12 protein-coding genes are annotated in these 13,072 nt (G+C 72.0%); 8 read left to right on the top strand and 4 right to left on the bottom strand.

Features of this window, described 5'->3' with window-relative positions:
* Positions 1 to 19: 19 nt before the first annotated feature.
* The 3 genes from EW117_RS00995 to EW117_RS29595 all read left to right on the top strand — a co-directional run bounded on the left by EW117_RS00995 (position 20) and on the right by EW117_RS29595 (position 3,016).
* Positions 20 to 1,126: a sensor histidine kinase gene (locus EW117_RS00995; protein WP_129782847.1), complete on the top strand. Its 1,107-nt coding sequence runs from the start codon at positions 20 to 22 to the stop codon at positions 1,124 to 1,126.
* On the top strand, positions 1,123 to 1,773 hold the full coding sequence (locus EW117_RS00990) for a response regulator (protein ID WP_129782846.1): 651 nt from the start codon (positions 1,123 to 1,125) through the stop codon (positions 1,771 to 1,773). The genes EW117_RS00995 and EW117_RS00990 overlap by 4 nt, the downstream gene beginning before the upstream one ends.
* A gap of 85 nt (positions 1,774 to 1,858) precedes the next feature.
* A complete protein-coding gene (locus EW117_RS29595) occupies positions 1,859 to 3,016 on the top strand; it encodes a hypothetical protein (protein WP_207211706.1) in 1,158 nt (385 codons plus the stop codon).
* On the opposite strand, the gene EW117_RS00980 is transcribed toward EW117_RS29595, so the two are convergent.
* Positions 2,982 to 3,635, bottom strand: coding sequence for a DUF222 domain-containing protein (locus tag EW117_RS00980; protein WP_129782845.1), 654 nt, complete (start codon positions 3,633 to 3,635; stop codon positions 2,982 to 2,984). The genes EW117_RS29595 and EW117_RS00980 overlap by 35 nt on opposite strands.
* 77 nt (positions 3,636 to 3,712) lie before the next feature.
* Here EW117_RS00980 and EW117_RS00975 point away from each other — a divergent pair, with 77 nt between their 5' ends.
* The gene (locus EW117_RS00975; protein ID WP_129782844.1) at positions 3,713 to 4,576 is read left to right on the top strand and encodes a DUF2599 domain-containing protein; all 864 of its coding nucleotides are present in this window, start codon (positions 3,713 to 3,715) and stop codon (positions 4,574 to 4,576) included.
* Positions 4,577 to 4,865: 289 nt separating this feature from the next.
* Positions 4,866 to 5,168 carry a hypothetical protein gene (locus tag EW117_RS00970; protein WP_129782843.1) on the top strand — a complete coding sequence of 101 codons (303 nt, stop codon included), beginning with the start codon at positions 4,866 to 4,868 and terminating at the stop codon, positions 5,166 to 5,168.
* 9 nt (positions 5,169 to 5,177) lie between these two features.
* On the opposite strand, the gene EW117_RS00965 is transcribed toward EW117_RS00970, so the two are convergent.
* Both EW117_RS00965 and EW117_RS00960 read right to left on the bottom strand, forming a co-directional pair.
* Positions 5,178 to 7,292 (bottom strand): acyl-CoA dehydrogenase family protein, encoded by a 2,115-nt coding sequence (locus tag EW117_RS00965; RefSeq protein ID WP_129782842.1) that lies wholly within the window; start codon positions 7,290 to 7,292, stop codon positions 5,178 to 5,180.
* A 78-nt stretch (positions 7,293 to 7,370) separates the two neighbouring features.
* Positions 7,371 to 8,111 carry a TetR/AcrR family transcriptional regulator gene (locus EW117_RS00960; RefSeq protein WP_129782841.1) on the bottom strand — a complete coding sequence of 247 codons (741 nt, stop codon included), beginning with the start codon at positions 8,109 to 8,111 and terminating at the stop codon, positions 7,371 to 7,373.
* A 184-nt stretch (positions 8,112 to 8,295) separates the two neighbouring features.
* Here EW117_RS00960 and EW117_RS00955 point away from each other — a divergent pair, with 184 nt between their 5' ends.
* Genes EW117_RS00955 through EW117_RS00945 form a run of 3 tightly spaced genes read left to right on the top strand, consistent with a single transcriptional unit; the run spans position 8,296 to position 12,003 of the window.
* The gene (locus EW117_RS00955; RefSeq protein WP_129782840.1) at positions 8,296 to 9,618 is read left to right on the top strand and encodes an acetyl-CoA C-acetyltransferase; all 1,323 of its coding nucleotides are present in this window, start codon (positions 8,296 to 8,298) and stop codon (positions 9,616 to 9,618) included.
* Positions 9,619 to 9,643: 25 nt separating this feature from the next.
* Positions 9,644 to 10,993: a 3-oxoacyl-ACP reductase gene (locus EW117_RS00950; RefSeq protein ID WP_129782839.1), complete on the top strand. Its 1,350-nt coding sequence runs from the start codon at positions 9,644 to 9,646 to the stop codon at positions 10,991 to 10,993.
* On the top strand, positions 10,993 to 12,003 hold the full coding sequence (locus EW117_RS00945; RefSeq protein ID WP_129783085.1) for a MaoC/PaaZ C-terminal domain-containing protein: 1,011 nt from the start codon (positions 10,993 to 10,995) through the stop codon (positions 12,001 to 12,003). Before EW117_RS00950 ends, EW117_RS00945 begins: the two co-directional genes overlap by 1 nt.
* A 168-nt stretch (positions 12,004 to 12,171) precedes the next feature.
* Here the strand turns inward: EW117_RS00945 and EW117_RS00940 are convergent, their stop codons facing one another.
* Positions 12,172 to 13,032, bottom strand: coding sequence for an alpha/beta hydrolase family protein (locus EW117_RS00940; RefSeq protein ID WP_129782838.1), 861 nt, complete (start codon positions 13,030 to 13,032; stop codon positions 12,172 to 12,174).
* Positions 13,033 to 13,072 lie beyond the last annotated feature (40 nt).

Genomic DNA, 13,072 nt, shown 5'->3' with positions numbered 1-13,072 from the left:
GGGGCTGGAGGTGAGGAACATGGGGAAGCTGCGTCTGGTCGACGTGGGTGTGACGGCGGCGCTGACGGCGCTCACGCTGGTCTCGCTGCCGTTCCTGGGCGAGGCGTACGGAGTCCGCCCGGTCGACGGCACGGCATATGTGCTGGCGATGACGGCCGCGGTGGGAACGCTCTTCCGTACCCGCTGGCCGGTGCCCGCGCTGGGTGTGGTCGTCGCTGCCACGGTCACCTACCTGCTGCTCGCCTACCCGTACGGCCCGGTGATGGTGTGCCTGGTGGTGGCGGTCTACTCCCTGGCCCGGAACCGCCCGCTGCGCCCTGCCCTGCTGTACGCCGGGGCGACGCTGATGCTGCTCCTGGTGCACGTCTTCACGCATCCGGCGGCGCTCGGCATGCCGGAGGGGCTGATCCCGGCGAGCGCCATCGTGATGGTGCCGTTCAGCATCGGCGTCGCGCGGCGGATGTGGCACGAGGCCCGGGCTGCCGAGCGGGACGCGGCGGAGCAGCAGGCACGCGACGACGAGCGGCTGCAGCTCGCGCACGAGGTGCACGACGTCGTCGGGCACGGGCTGGCCGCCATCCAGATGCAGGCCGACATCGCGCTCCACCTGGGCCGGCCGCAGGATGCGGCCACGGCCCTGGAGGCCATCTCGAAGGCCGCGAACGAGGCCCTGACGGAGCTGCGGACCACGCTCGCGGAGATCCGGCCCGGTTCCACCTCCGGGTCGGGCCCCGAGCGTGCTCCGACGGCCGGGCTCGCCAACCTGGAGGTGCTGGCAGAACGAGTGCGCACCGCGGGGGTCTCCGTGGACCTCGAGGTCAGCGGCACGCCCAGGCCGCTGCCCGACGCCGTCGACCTCGCCGCCTACCGTGTCCTCCAGGAGTCGCTGACGAACGTGGTCAAGCACGGGGAAGGTTCGGCGGCACGCGTCGAGGTCGTGTACGAGCCGGACGGCGTCCGGCTGGCCGTACGCAACCCCCGCGCGCCGGGCAGCGCCTTCGTCGCCGGCTTCGGCATCACCGGGATGCGGCATCGTGTCGAGTCCCTGGGCGGGCAGCTCGACGCCGGGCCCGTCGACGAGTCCTTCGAGGTGCGGGCGGCCCTGCCCGTTGGAGGTGTCGCATGATCTCGGTACTGCTCGTGGACGACCAGGACCTGGTCCGGATGGGCCTGCGAGCCCTCATCGCCGGTGAGGAGGACACCACTGTCGCGGGCGAGGCCGCCGACGGTATCGCCGCCGTGGCCGAGGCCCGCCGCCTGCGGCCGGACGTGGTGCTCATGGACATCCGGATGCCGGGCATCGACGGCATCGAGGCCACGCGGCGCATCGCCGAGGACCCCGATCTCACCGCCACCCGCGTCGTGGTGCTCACGACGTTCGAGCACGACCAGTACGTGGTCGACGGCCTGCGCGCCGGGGCCAGCGGCTTCCTCCTGAAGAACACGCCGCCGGCCGACCTCGTCGCCGCCATCCGCACGGTGCACGACGGCGGTGCGCTGCTCGCGCCGTCGGCCACGCGAACCCTGATCAGGGAGTTCACCGCCGCCTCGCCACGCGCCCTCGTGCCGCACCCGCGGATCGGGGACCTGACCGACCGCGAGCACGAGGTGGTCTCCCTCGTGGCGCAGGGGATGAGCAACCACGAGATCGCCGAGCACCTGGTGCTCAGCCCCGCCACCGCCCGGACCCATGTGTCGCGCGCGATGATCAAGCTGTCCGCACGCGACCGCGCCCAGCTCGTGGTGTTCGCCTACCAGTCGGGCCTGGCCTGAGTCGGCGGCCGCTATTGAGTTCTGACGTAACAAAGATGTCATCGGGGGGTTCCCGTCGTTTACCCGGTAGTGGTTTCATTCGGACATGAAGCTGCTCCGAACTTTTCCGAAGGTTGCCTTCGAGTTCGGGCTTGCCTCATGGCGGTGGATGGGGATTCGCGAGCAGACTCCTCGCTTCGCGACCTGTTTCGGCGACATCTTCCTCGAGTCGCTGGACGGATGGTGGTTCCTGGACACGGTCGAGGGCACGCTCGAGCTCCGCTGGACCTCAGCCGTCACGATGTACGCGGAACTCGAGTCGCCGGAAGGCCGCGCTACGTATCTCATGGACGACCTGGTCCGCGACGCGCGGAGCCGCGGCATCCACCTGGGCGAGGAGGACGTGTACACGTTCAACCCGCACCCCGCCGTCGGGGGCGAGCTCGGGGTGAACGGCCTCGGCACCATGCGCTTCGAGCTCGCGGTCAACTGGGCGGGGCAGGTGCACGACCAGGTGCTGCACAGCTCGGGCGAGATCAGGATCCCCCCGATGCCGGACGACGGCCGGCGCTCGACGGCGCCACGGGTCGCGGCGGCCTGGGACGCGGCGTGGTCGGACGACGAGACGTTCGACGTCCCGTTCGAGCAGTACCTCGCCACCACCACGTTCGCCGCGGTGACCGCCCCCGCGCCGAACGACAGCGGCTACCCGTCGCTCCCGCCCTCGCGGAGTCGCGAGCGGGACGACTCGGGCCACGTCCCGTACGCCGCGCAGAGCTATGGCGCCCACGGCTACGGCGCGGCAGCCCCGGGCGCCCCGGCCCAGGACGCGCTCACCGGCCCGGCCCAGCCGGATCCGACGACGCCCTGGCCGGGACCGGACCAGTCGGCAGCGCCGTGGTCGGGGCAGACCGCGTCGGCACAGCACTGGCCCGAGCCCAGCCAGGCGCCCCACGACGCCGCGCCGCCGGAGGGATACGACGCCCCGTACGACACATACGCCGCCGCGCCCGAGCAGTACGGGACGGACGAACAGCAGCCCGGCGAGCCGTATGCCCAGGAGACCTGGTCTCAGTACGGCGCCGACCACGACGCCGGCGCCCAGGTCGAGCCCGACCCGAACGGGGCCACGTGGGGAAATCCCGCCTGGGGCAACACCGGCTGGGGCGGGCAGACGCCGGCGGTCGCCGCGGGCGGCAGCCCGCAGCAGAACCCCTCCGCCGACCCCTTCACCGCGTGGGACGACCTCTGGGGGAAGCGCTGACCCGCTGACGCCTGGCTCTGGCCGCCGGAGCGACCCGCGGCTCTGCCTTGCGTTCCGGCCGGAGCCGCCGCTCGCGCTCGGTCCGCGCGACGAGGCTCAGCTCCCCGGGCGTCGTGGTGCGCGCGTGCTTGAGCAGGCGGGTTTCCAGCGCCACCCGGTTGGCCCGGCGCAGCCCGTCGGTGTACCCGAGGATCGTCTGCGCGTGCGCGTGGCTGATGTGCCCGCCACGCAGCGCGGCCAGCGTGCGCGGATGCTCGTGCACCAGCGCACGGGACTCCTCGATGAACGCGATCGCAGAGCCCTCCGGCACCCGCAGCGCCCTGGCGAGCTGCTCGACGAGCTCCGGCGCGAGCCCCGCGACGTCGTCCGCCTCAGCCTCAGGAGCGCCGAACAGCTCGGGCTGGTCGGCCACCCACTCCCGGACCGATTCCATGAGCACGGCACGCGAGGCAGCGAGCGAGGCAAGGAGCGCATCGACCGCCGCCACGGCGTCGACCGCCTCCGTGAGATTCGCGAAACCGCCCGCGAACCCCGACTCGCGCGGTGCGACCGCACCACGCGGAGACCGGCCCGGCACGTTGACCGGACCCTGAGTCACCACCACCTTGTTCGAACGCATGTTCTAAACATAGAGGGTGGCGCCGACACGCGCCACCCCGGCACGCCGACCGCGCCGGCTACCCGCACAATGGGTCCGTGCCCATCCGACCAGCCGTTGCGCGGCCCTTCGCTGTGTGCGCCGCGCTGGCCACGCTCCTCGCGATCAGCGGCTGCGACGTGCGCGAACGGGCGGACAGGGGCGGGACCGAGTCCGGAGCGACGTCCGAAGCATCGCAGCCGCCACCCACATCCAGGGATCCGGAGGCAGCCGGCGACAGCCGTCCGAAGCTGCGCGCCAGGACGATCACCATCGACGGAGTGGTCCTCCGCGTCGCCGCGCGGAAGGCGCCCGTCGTGACGGCCGACGAGGTCACGCCGGGCCTGCACACGGTCACCCTGGCCCTCGCCCGCGGCGGCTCGGCGCGCGTGGCTCTCGTCTCGCCCGGCGCGCTCGACGTCGACACCGACGGCAGCATCACGGTGCTCGACGGCAACGGCACCCCCGTCGCGGCGATCGGCCCGCCCGCACCGCCGTCGGGCACCGAGGGCAACACGCCCCGCATCGATGTCACCGATACCGACGCGACCCACGCCAGAGTGGAGGTGGACGACCGGGTCAGGCCGGTACAGGGGTCCGGGACCGCAGGGTCCGGGCCCCTGCAGGTCACCCTCGCGGTCGGGACGGACGCGATAGAGAGTGCCACCTGGGGGGAGAACGAGGGCGGGCGCTCGCTCGCCGTCGACCCGGCGGACTGGGCCCGGCACGCAGGCCAGGCGGGCGTCGACCTGATCCGGACGCAGCTCGTGGCCGCCGAGCCGGACGCGGGCAGCACCACCATGGACGACCAGCTCGTGTGTCATGCGGTAGGCGCGCCGGAGAAGGCCACGTGGAACCTCGAACCCTGGCGACCCGAGGTCGGACTGATCCTCACCGCCACCGCGCAGTGCAACCCCGTCTGACGCGCCCGGTCTGACCCAGGCCGTCCGGCAACCGGAGTCGTGACCGAGTCGTGACCAGGCGCGGGGCGATTCGAGGTGCGAACCAAGGCGGGTTGGGGTTTCCTGGAAACGACGGCGAGGCAGGCTCGCCACACAATCTGATGAGCCCCAGCTCAGCCGGACCTCCGCTGATGGTGCCGTGCGCTCCCAAGCGCCTGGGCACCATGCGCGGACGCCCAGCGATCCACGGGAGTTACCACCTGGGGTCAGGCATTTGCTCCTCGGAGACACCTTGGCAGGGAGGCTCCTGATGACCCGTGTACTAGTCCTGGGATCGATCGTGGCCGTGGGCAGCGGCGTACTGCTCGGGTTCACTCTCGCGTACCAGCTCATACCGCTCACGGTGCTCGCCGCCCTCCTGGGGCTGGCGGGCACTTTCCTTGTCGCCCGGGCGACGCCGGAGCCAGTGCCGGAGCTGCGCGTCCCGGTCACGCTCGGCGGGCCGCTCGCGCGTCCGGTGGAGGAGGACGAGGAGTCCGCCGCGGAGCCCGTCCCGGCTCCCGTGCAGCAGCTCCCCGTCCCCGTCGTGGCGTCGGTACCCGACGCCGCGTGACCACGGGCGTCAGGCCCGCTTGGCCTCCTGCTTGCGCAGCTCCTTCTCGCTGATCGGTGCCGTGCCGCTCGCGCGCAGCTCGCGGTAGTAGGCGCGCGCCTCGTCCTGGCGCACCTTCTCCGAGCCGTCGGCGATCGGGGCACGCAGGTGCTCCTGCGTGAAGCCCCAGGCGTCGACGACGTCGAGCACGTGCGGGCGGAGCTCCTTGAGCAGCCGGTCGATCGTCGTCGTCACGGCCTTCGCCCGCCCCGCCGAGATGCGGCCGTTGACCAGGTGCCAGTCGAGGTGACGCTCGATGGTGGTCAGGCCGTAGATGTCGCGGAGCAGCGTGAGCACCTGGCGGGTGCCGGCGTCGGACATCTTGGCGATCGCCTTCGTGAACGCGTCCCAGCGCACCAGCTCGGCCCATGCCTCCGCGGAGGCGAGGAGGCGCACCTGGTGGGCGTCGAAGATCTCCTGCGCCTTGATCGAGTCGGCCTTGAGCGCGGGCCGCATGCCCATCGCGACGTCCGCGACCATGCCCTCGAAGCGGTCGGCGATCAGCGCGCGCTGCAGTTCGGCGTCCAGCAACCGGTCCGCCGAGCGTGCGCCGCCGCCGTCGGCCACCGACTGGCCGAGCTTCTTCAGCGGGAGCTTGTGCAGCAGCGCGTCCTTGGCCTGCCCGGCCACGATGCCCGCCATACCGGCCGGGGTCTTGGCGGCCTTCGCCATCTTCTTGCCGTAGTCCCCTACGAGGCGCTTGGCCGCGAGCTGCAGCAGCACGTGGTTGTCACCCTCGAACGTCGCGTAGATATCGAGGTCCGCGCGCAGGCTCGTGAACCGGTTCTCGGAGAGGAAGCCGGCTCCGCCGCAGGCCTCGCGGCACTCCTGCAGGGTGTCGAGGGCGTACCAGGTGGACGTCGCCTTGAGCGCGGCCGCCGTCGTCTCCAGGTCCTCGCGCATGGCCGGGGTGTCCTCGCGGCCAGAGAAAACCGCGTCGAACAGGTCGAGCAGCTCGTCGTGCGCGAAGTGCATCGCGTACGCCTCGGCGATCTTGGGGAAGAGCCGGCGGCGGTGCGTCGCGTAGTCGAGCAGCGTCAGCTCGTCGGCGCCGGCCGACGGCGAGAACTGGCGGCGCTGGTCGGCGTACTTCGTGGCGATCGCGAGGCCGATCTTGGCCGCGGTGATCGCCGCGCCGTCGAGGGACACTCGGCCCTGCACCAGGGCGCCCAGCATGGTGAAGAAGCGACGACCGGGGCTGTCGATCGAGGAGGTGTAGGTGCCGTCCGCGGCCACCTGGCCGTAGCGGGCGAGCAGGTCCCTCCGGGGCACGCGCACGTTCGTGAAGTACAGCTTGCCGTTGTCGATGCCGTTGAGGCCGCCCTTCTGGTCGTCGTCCTCACCGCCGACGCCGGACAGGAACTCCATGGTCTGGGGGTCGCGGATGGGCACGTAGAAGCAGTGCACACCGTGGTCGACGCCGTTGGTGATGAGCTGCGCGAACACCGTGGCGGCGACGCCGTGCTCGGCCGCGTTGCCGAGGTACTGCTTCCACGCCCCGCGGAACGGGGTGTTGAGCAGGAACTCCTCGGTCTCCGGGTCGTACGTCGCGGTGGTGCCGATCGAGGCGACGTCGGAGCCGTGGCCCGTCTCGGTCATCGCGAAGGCGCCGGGGACCGAAAGGTCCATCGCGCTGGGGAGGAGCCGGTCCTGCTGCTCCTCGGTGCCCAGATGGAGGATCGCGGCGGCGAAGAGGCCCCACTGCACGCCGGACTTGATCTGCAGCGACGGGTCGGCGGCGACGAGCTCCTCGAAGCCCACCAGGTTGGCGCCCGCCTGGTCACGACCGCCGAGCCGCTCCGGGAACGCCCGGAGAACCTGGCGGTAGGTCACCAGCTCCTTCATCTGGGCGAGGGTGATCTCCCGGTGCTCCTCCTTGGTGATCCCTTCCTTCTTCCAGAGCTCGGGGTGCGCGGCCACCAGGCGACGCGCCTCCGAACGCTCCTCGGGCCAACGACCGAGCAGCATGTGCTGCAGGGCGGGCACGTCCACGCGGACGCCCGACGCCGGACGGGTCGCCTCGGGCTGGGGCGCCACGGCCTCGGTGGCCGTGGGGGTGGTCACGGGCTCGGAGGTGGTCGTCATCGGTTCTCCTCGGTGTTCGGCCGGCGGGGCCAGGTTCAGGTTCTCGGGAGGATGGGGTTCGCGGGAGGGCGGTCAGGGTCAGGCGGTCACGGATGCGGAGCCGGGACGGTTGTGGTGCAGCACGCCCACCGGGCCGGTCCAGAGCCAGAGCGACACGCGCTCGGTGAGCTCCTCCCGGGTCAACGGGCTGGCCTCGACGTTGCGGTGGCCGAGCCACCACTCACCGGAGCCCCGCACGAAACCGACGGCGCCCGCGGCCCAGGCCGCGGCGTCGGCATGGGGGACGTCGGTGGCCCGCGCGAACGGTTCGGCGACGAGCTCGATCACCGAGTCGAGGTAGGCGCCCAGGGGGTGCAGGTCGACTGGCGTGGTCGGCACCGCGGCATCGACCACGTCCTCGGCGGCCGGGGCACGACGGCCGCGGCGGCCGCTCTCGACCGGCGCCGGCTCGTTCCCGCCGATTGCGGTCCGGGTGACGAACCAGTAGACGTTGGGCGAGCTCTCGATCATCTCGAGGTAGACCCGTACCATCTCGCGGAGCGCCATCTCGGGGCTGTCGGCACCCTGCGCGGCGGCCCGCAGGGCGTCGTGCATCTGCATCACCACGGTCTCGGCGACGGCGAGCCGGAGCCCGGCCTTGTCGTCGAAGTAGCGGTAGACGATGGACTTGGACGTGCCGGCGGCGGCGGCGATCTCGTCCATCGACACCGCGGGTCCGAGGCGGTGCACGGCCTTGCGCGCGGCGCGGACGAGCTCGGCCCGGCGCGCCGTGCGGTGGTCGTCCCAGCGGGTCGAACGACCGTCGACTCCGATGCTCATCAGTCCGCCTCCCCACCGTGACTCGCTAGCGGTCTTGTGATTCGTCTCACGAGACTGAGAGTATCAGGTACTGTGAGTCCTGGGCACCATCCCGGTCGAGGCCGGGTCGCGGCCCGCCCCGGTCTCGACCAGGCTCAAACCAAGAAGCCACCCTGCCCGACGATGAGTGAGAAGGAACAGCGACGTGTCCACTACCCCCTCCCCCGTCCCGTCCACGCGCGAGGCCGTCATCATCGGCGGCAACCGCATCCCGTTCTCCCGCGCCGGCAAGAAGTACGTCCGCACCAGCAACCAGGACATGTTCACCGCAGCGCTCGAGGGCCTCGTCGCCCGGTTCGGCCTGCAGGGCGAACGCCTGGGTGAGGTCGCCGGCGGCGCTGTGCTGAAGCACAGCAAGAACTTCAACCTGATCCGCGAGTCCGTGCTGGGCTCCTCGCTGGCGCCCACGACGCCGGCCTACGACGTGCAGCAGGCCTGCGCCACCGGCCTCGAGGCCGCCATCGCGGTGACCAACAAGATCAAGCTCGGCCAGATCGAGTCCGCGATCGCCGGCGGCACGGACACCGTGTCGGACGCGCCCATTGTCGTCAGCGACCGCCTGCGCGCAGCCCTCCTGGACGCAAACCACGCCAAGACGACCGGTGGGAAGCTCAAGGCGCTCGCCGCGATCCGCCCGAAGGACCTGGCCCCCGTCAGCCCGAGCACCGGGGAGCCGCGCACGCACCTCTCCATGGGCGAGCACCAGGCCATCACCACCGCCAAGTGGGGCATCACCCGCGAGGACCAGGACGAGGTGGCGTACAACTCGCACCAGAACCTCGCCCGCGCCTGGGAGTCCGGCTTCTTCGACGACCTGGTCACCCCGTACAAGGGCCTGACCCGCGACGACAACATGCGTCCCGACACCTCGCTCGAGAAGCTCGCGAAGCTCAAGCCGGTCTTCGGCGCCAAGCTCGGGGAGCAGGCGACGATGACCGCCGGCAACTCCACCCCGCTGACCGACGGCGCCTCCGCCGTCCTGTTCTCGTCACGCGCGTGGGCCGAGGAACGCGACCTGCCGATCCTGGCGAAGTTCGTGGACGCCGAGACCGCCGCCGTCGACTTCGTGCACGGCCACGAGGGACTGCTCATGGCCCCGGCCGCCGCCGTGCCGCGCCTGCTGGCCCGCAACGACCTGCGGCTGGAAGACATCGACTTCTTCGAGATCCACGAGGCGTTCGCCTCCACCGTGCTGACCACGCTCGCCGCATGGGAGGACGAGGAGTACTGCCGCACCGAGCTCGGCCTGGACGGCGCGCTCGGCAAGATCGACCGCAGCAAGCTCAACGTGAACGGCTCCTCGCTCGCCGCAGGCCATCCGTTCGCCGCGACCGGCGGCCGCATCATCGCCACCGCCGCGAAGCTGGTGGCCGCGAAGGCCGCCGAGACCGGGCAGCCCGCACGGGCGCTGATCTCGGTCTGCGCGGCGGGCGGCCTGGGCGCCGTCGCCATCGTCGAGTCGGTCTGATCTCCCCAGAACTGGAAGGAAACCCGTGGCTGACAACTACACCAGGTTCGTAAACGGCGGACTCGGTAAGAAGCTCTCGAAGCAACTGGGCCTCCCCCGCCCGGCGATCCTGCGCCGCTATGTGCCCGACGCTCCGCTGACGGTGGGCCCGGTGCTCGTCGTGTCCGACGACGCCTCGGCCGCCGACGCCGACGCGCTCGCCAAGGCCCTCATGACCTGGGACGTCGACGTGCGCCGCACGCCCGAGGACGCCGGCGACGCCCGGTGGGGTGGCGTCGTGCTCGTGGGCACGGCCGCCGAGACCCCCGAGGCCGTGTCGGAGGCGGTGCTCGCCCTGGGCGGCACGCTGCGCAGGCTCGCCGGCAACGGCCGGGTCGTCGTGGTGTCCCGGGCGGCCGAGGCCGGGGACTCGCCGACGCTCGCCGCGACGCGAGCCGGTTTCGAGGGCTTCACGCGCTCGGTCGGCAAGGAGCTGCGGGACGGCGCCACGGCGAACGGGGTGCAGCTGACCGGCGGCGCCGCCGTCGACTCGGCGTCGGCGCTCGGCACGCTCCGCTTCTTCCTGTCGGCCAAGTCGGCGTACGTCGACGGTCAGGTGCTGCCCGTCGGCCCGTCGGAGGCGCCGTCCGACGTCGACTGGGAGCGGCCGCTGGCCGGCAAGGTCGCCGTCGTGACGGGTGCCGCGCGCGGCATCGGCGCCGCGATCGCGCGCACCCTGGCCCGCGACGGCGCCAAGGTCGTGGTCGTGGACGTGCCCGCGGCGGGCGAGTCGCTGGCCGCGGTCGCGAACGAGGTCAAGGGCACAGCCGTGCAGCTCGACGTGACGGCCGCCGACGCCGGCACCAAGATCCTGGAAGCCGCCAGGCACCTCGGAGGCCTCGACATCCTGGTGCACAACGCGGGCATCCTGCGCGACAAGCTGCTCGCGAACATGAAGCCCGCCCAGTGGGACGCCGTCATCGCGGTCAACCTCGCCTCGCAGCTGCGCATCAACGAGCAGCTGCTGGCCGCCGGGGTGGAGGGCCTGCGCATCGTGTCGCTCGCCTCGACGTCGGGCATCGCGGGCGGGAAGGGCCAGACCAACTACGCGTACTCGAAGTCCGGGGTGATCGGCCACACCGCCGCGACCGCGCCGCTCGTGGCCGAGCTGGGCGGCACCGCGAACGCGGTGGCGCCGGGCTTCATCGAGACCGAGATGACCAGGTCGATCCCGTTCGGCACGCGGGAGGTGGGCCGACGCGTCCTCCCGTCGCTCCAGCAGGGCGGCCTGCCGCTCGACGTCGCCGAGGCGATCGCGTTCCTGTCCTCCCCGGCGGCCGACGGCGTCAACGGTCAGGTGCTGCGGGTCTGCGGCCAGTCCATGCTGGGCAAGTGATGGCGTTCAACGCGACGGGAGCACCGGCGTCGTACGGCGTGACCGAGCTGGCCCAGCTGCCGAAGCTGGGCGGGCTGTTCGTGCGGGGTGTCGCAGGCTCGGTCGGCAAACGCCCGAAGGGCGCGGTCCGGCTGCCCGAGACGGCCTACCAGGTCGTCGGCGTCGAAACCACGGGCGAGGCGGCTCACCTCGCGGCGTACCAGCGCCTGCTCGGTGAGCCGGCGTCCGAGGTGCTGCCTGCCGGGTTCCTGCACGTGCTGGCGTTCCCGCTGGCCACGGCCGTCATGGTGCGGGGCGACTTCCCGCTGCCGCTGCTCGGCCTGGTCCATCTCAGGAACGTGGCGCGCGTGCTCCGGCCGGTGCGCCTGGGCGAGACGCTCGAGGTCCGGGCGTGGGCGCAGGACGCCCGCACCCACCGCCGCGGCGTCCAGGTGGACCTGGTCGCGGAGGTGCTGGTCGGCGGCGAGCTCGCCTACCAGGGCGTGTCGACGTACCTTGCCAAGGGCTTCACGGCGCCGGACGGCGGGGCCGCGGCCCCGGAAGCGCCCGACGCCGCCCCGGCCGCCGAGGCGCCTCGCGAGGAGTGGACGGCGCCCCTGCCGACCGCCCGCTGGCAGCTCGGCGGCGGAACCGGGCGGGCGTACGGCGCGGTCTCGGGCGACCAGAACCCGATCCACACGTCGAGCCTGGGCGCCAAGGCGTTCGGGTTCCCGCGAGCGATCGCGCACGGGATGTACACGGCGGCACGGGCCCTGGCCGAGGTCGGCCCGGCGCGACGGGGCGACACCTACGAGTGGACCGTCGAGTTCTTCAAGCCCGTGCTGCTGCCGGGCACGGTCGACGTGGCGATCCGGTACGCGAGGGACGCCGCCCCGACAGACGGCCCCGAACCGGTCCCGGCAACCCTGACCAGCGAGAACGGGGCTGCCGCCGGCCAGGGCTTCGTCTACGACGGCTGGCGCTCGGGCAAGAACACCCGCCACTTCCAAGGCACAATCACCCCTCTCTGACCCACTTCGCCGAGGTAGAGCTCTGGCGAGGTAGGACTGTGGCGAAGTAGAACGCCAGCGGGCAAGAATGCCAGCGGGGCCGAGCGCGCTTTCTGGCTACGGTCCTACTTCGCTGCGCTCCTACCTCGCCAGAGTTCTACCTCGCCAGAGTTCTACCTCGCCGGGGTTCTACCTCGGCAGGGTGGTGGCCAGGCGGGGGAGGAGGAGCTTCTCCCAGAGGATTGCGCGCTTCGGGCGGAAGAAGCCCGAGTGGCCGATGCGGCTCAGGCCATGGTCGGCGGCCCGCATCTCGACGAGCTCGATCTCCGCGTTCGGGAACTCCCGGCTCCAGTACCGGATCGAGTCCGGGGAGATCAGCTCGTCGTCAGCGGTCCAGAGGGCGGCGACCGGCGTCTCGACCTTCGCGAACCGGTCGCGCAGCCCGGGGTGTTCGCTGAACAGGTAGTCCGGGTGCAGGCACCAGCGGCCCCACTGGCGCATGACGCCGCCCGGCAGGTCGTCCAGGATTCGCAGCCGGCGCCCTGGGTAGTAGCCCGCTAGCGCCGTCGCGGCCGGTGCGACGACCCGCCACAGCAGCGGCGACCAGGTCTTGATCGTCGGGGCGGCCTTGCCCCGCCAGCCCGTCCCCGAGGCCACCATGACGCAGCGGTCGACACCGACGTCCGACAGGAAGCCCAGGCTCTGCCCGCCGAACGAGTGGCCCACCCAGGTGAACGGCACGCCGGCGGCGTCGGCCCGCGCGCGGGCATGAGCGGCGGCCACCTCGGCGTCGTGATACCAGTCGAGGGCGGTGACCGCGGAGTCCCGCATCGGGCCGTACAGCTCGGGCTCCGAACCGCGGTACGAGAAGGTGAGCACGGCGTATCCGCCGTCCGCGAGCCAGGCCGCGAGGTACCGGTAGAACCGCATGGGCATGGCCATTGCGGGCGCGATCGCCACGACGCCCACCGGTTCCCCGTCCGGCAGGAACCAGCGGCCGGCGACCTGCTCGCCGTCGACGGCGGGAAAGCTCACGTCCTCGGTGCTCACGTGCCGGAGGCTATCAATCGCGTATCCTCGCGACGGCGCT

It is taken from the genome of Promicromonospora panici (genome assembly GCF_900608595.1).
Lineage (GTDB): Bacteria > Actinomycetota > Actinomycetes > Actinomycetales > Cellulomonadaceae > Promicromonospora > Promicromonospora panici.
This window is presented reverse-complemented; position numbering and strand designations above follow the sequence as displayed.

Excerpts from the sequence above, each read along its gene's own strand:
- EW117_RS00960 (WP_129782841.1), bottom strand. The coding sequence starts at position 8,111 with ATGAGCATCGGAGTCGACGGTCGTTCGACCCGCTGGGACGACCACCGC.
- EW117_RS00965 (WP_129782842.1), bottom strand. The coding sequence starts at position 7,292 with ATGACGACCACCTCCGAGCCCGTGACCACCCCCACGGCCACCGAGGCC.
- EW117_RS29595 (WP_207211706.1), top strand. The coding sequence starts at position 1,859 with ATGAAGCTGCTCCGAACTTTTCCGAAGGTTGCCTTCGAGTTCGGGCTT.
- EW117_RS00980 (WP_129782845.1), bottom strand. The coding sequence starts at position 3,635 with ATGCGTTCGAACAAGGTGGTGGTGACTCAGGGTCCGGTCAACGTGCCG.
- EW117_RS00945 (WP_129783085.1), top strand. The coding sequence starts at position 10,993 with ATGGCGTTCAACGCGACGGGAGCACCGGCGTCGTACGGCGTGACCGAG.
- EW117_RS00995 (WP_129782847.1), top strand. The coding sequence starts at position 20 with ATGGGGAAGCTGCGTCTGGTCGACGTGGGTGTGACGGCGGCGCTGACG.
- EW117_RS00970 (WP_129782843.1), top strand. The coding sequence starts at position 4,866 with ATGACCCGTGTACTAGTCCTGGGATCGATCGTGGCCGTGGGCAGCGGC.
- EW117_RS00990 (WP_129782846.1), top strand. The coding sequence starts at position 1,123 with ATGATCTCGGTACTGCTCGTGGACGACCAGGACCTGGTCCGGATGGGC.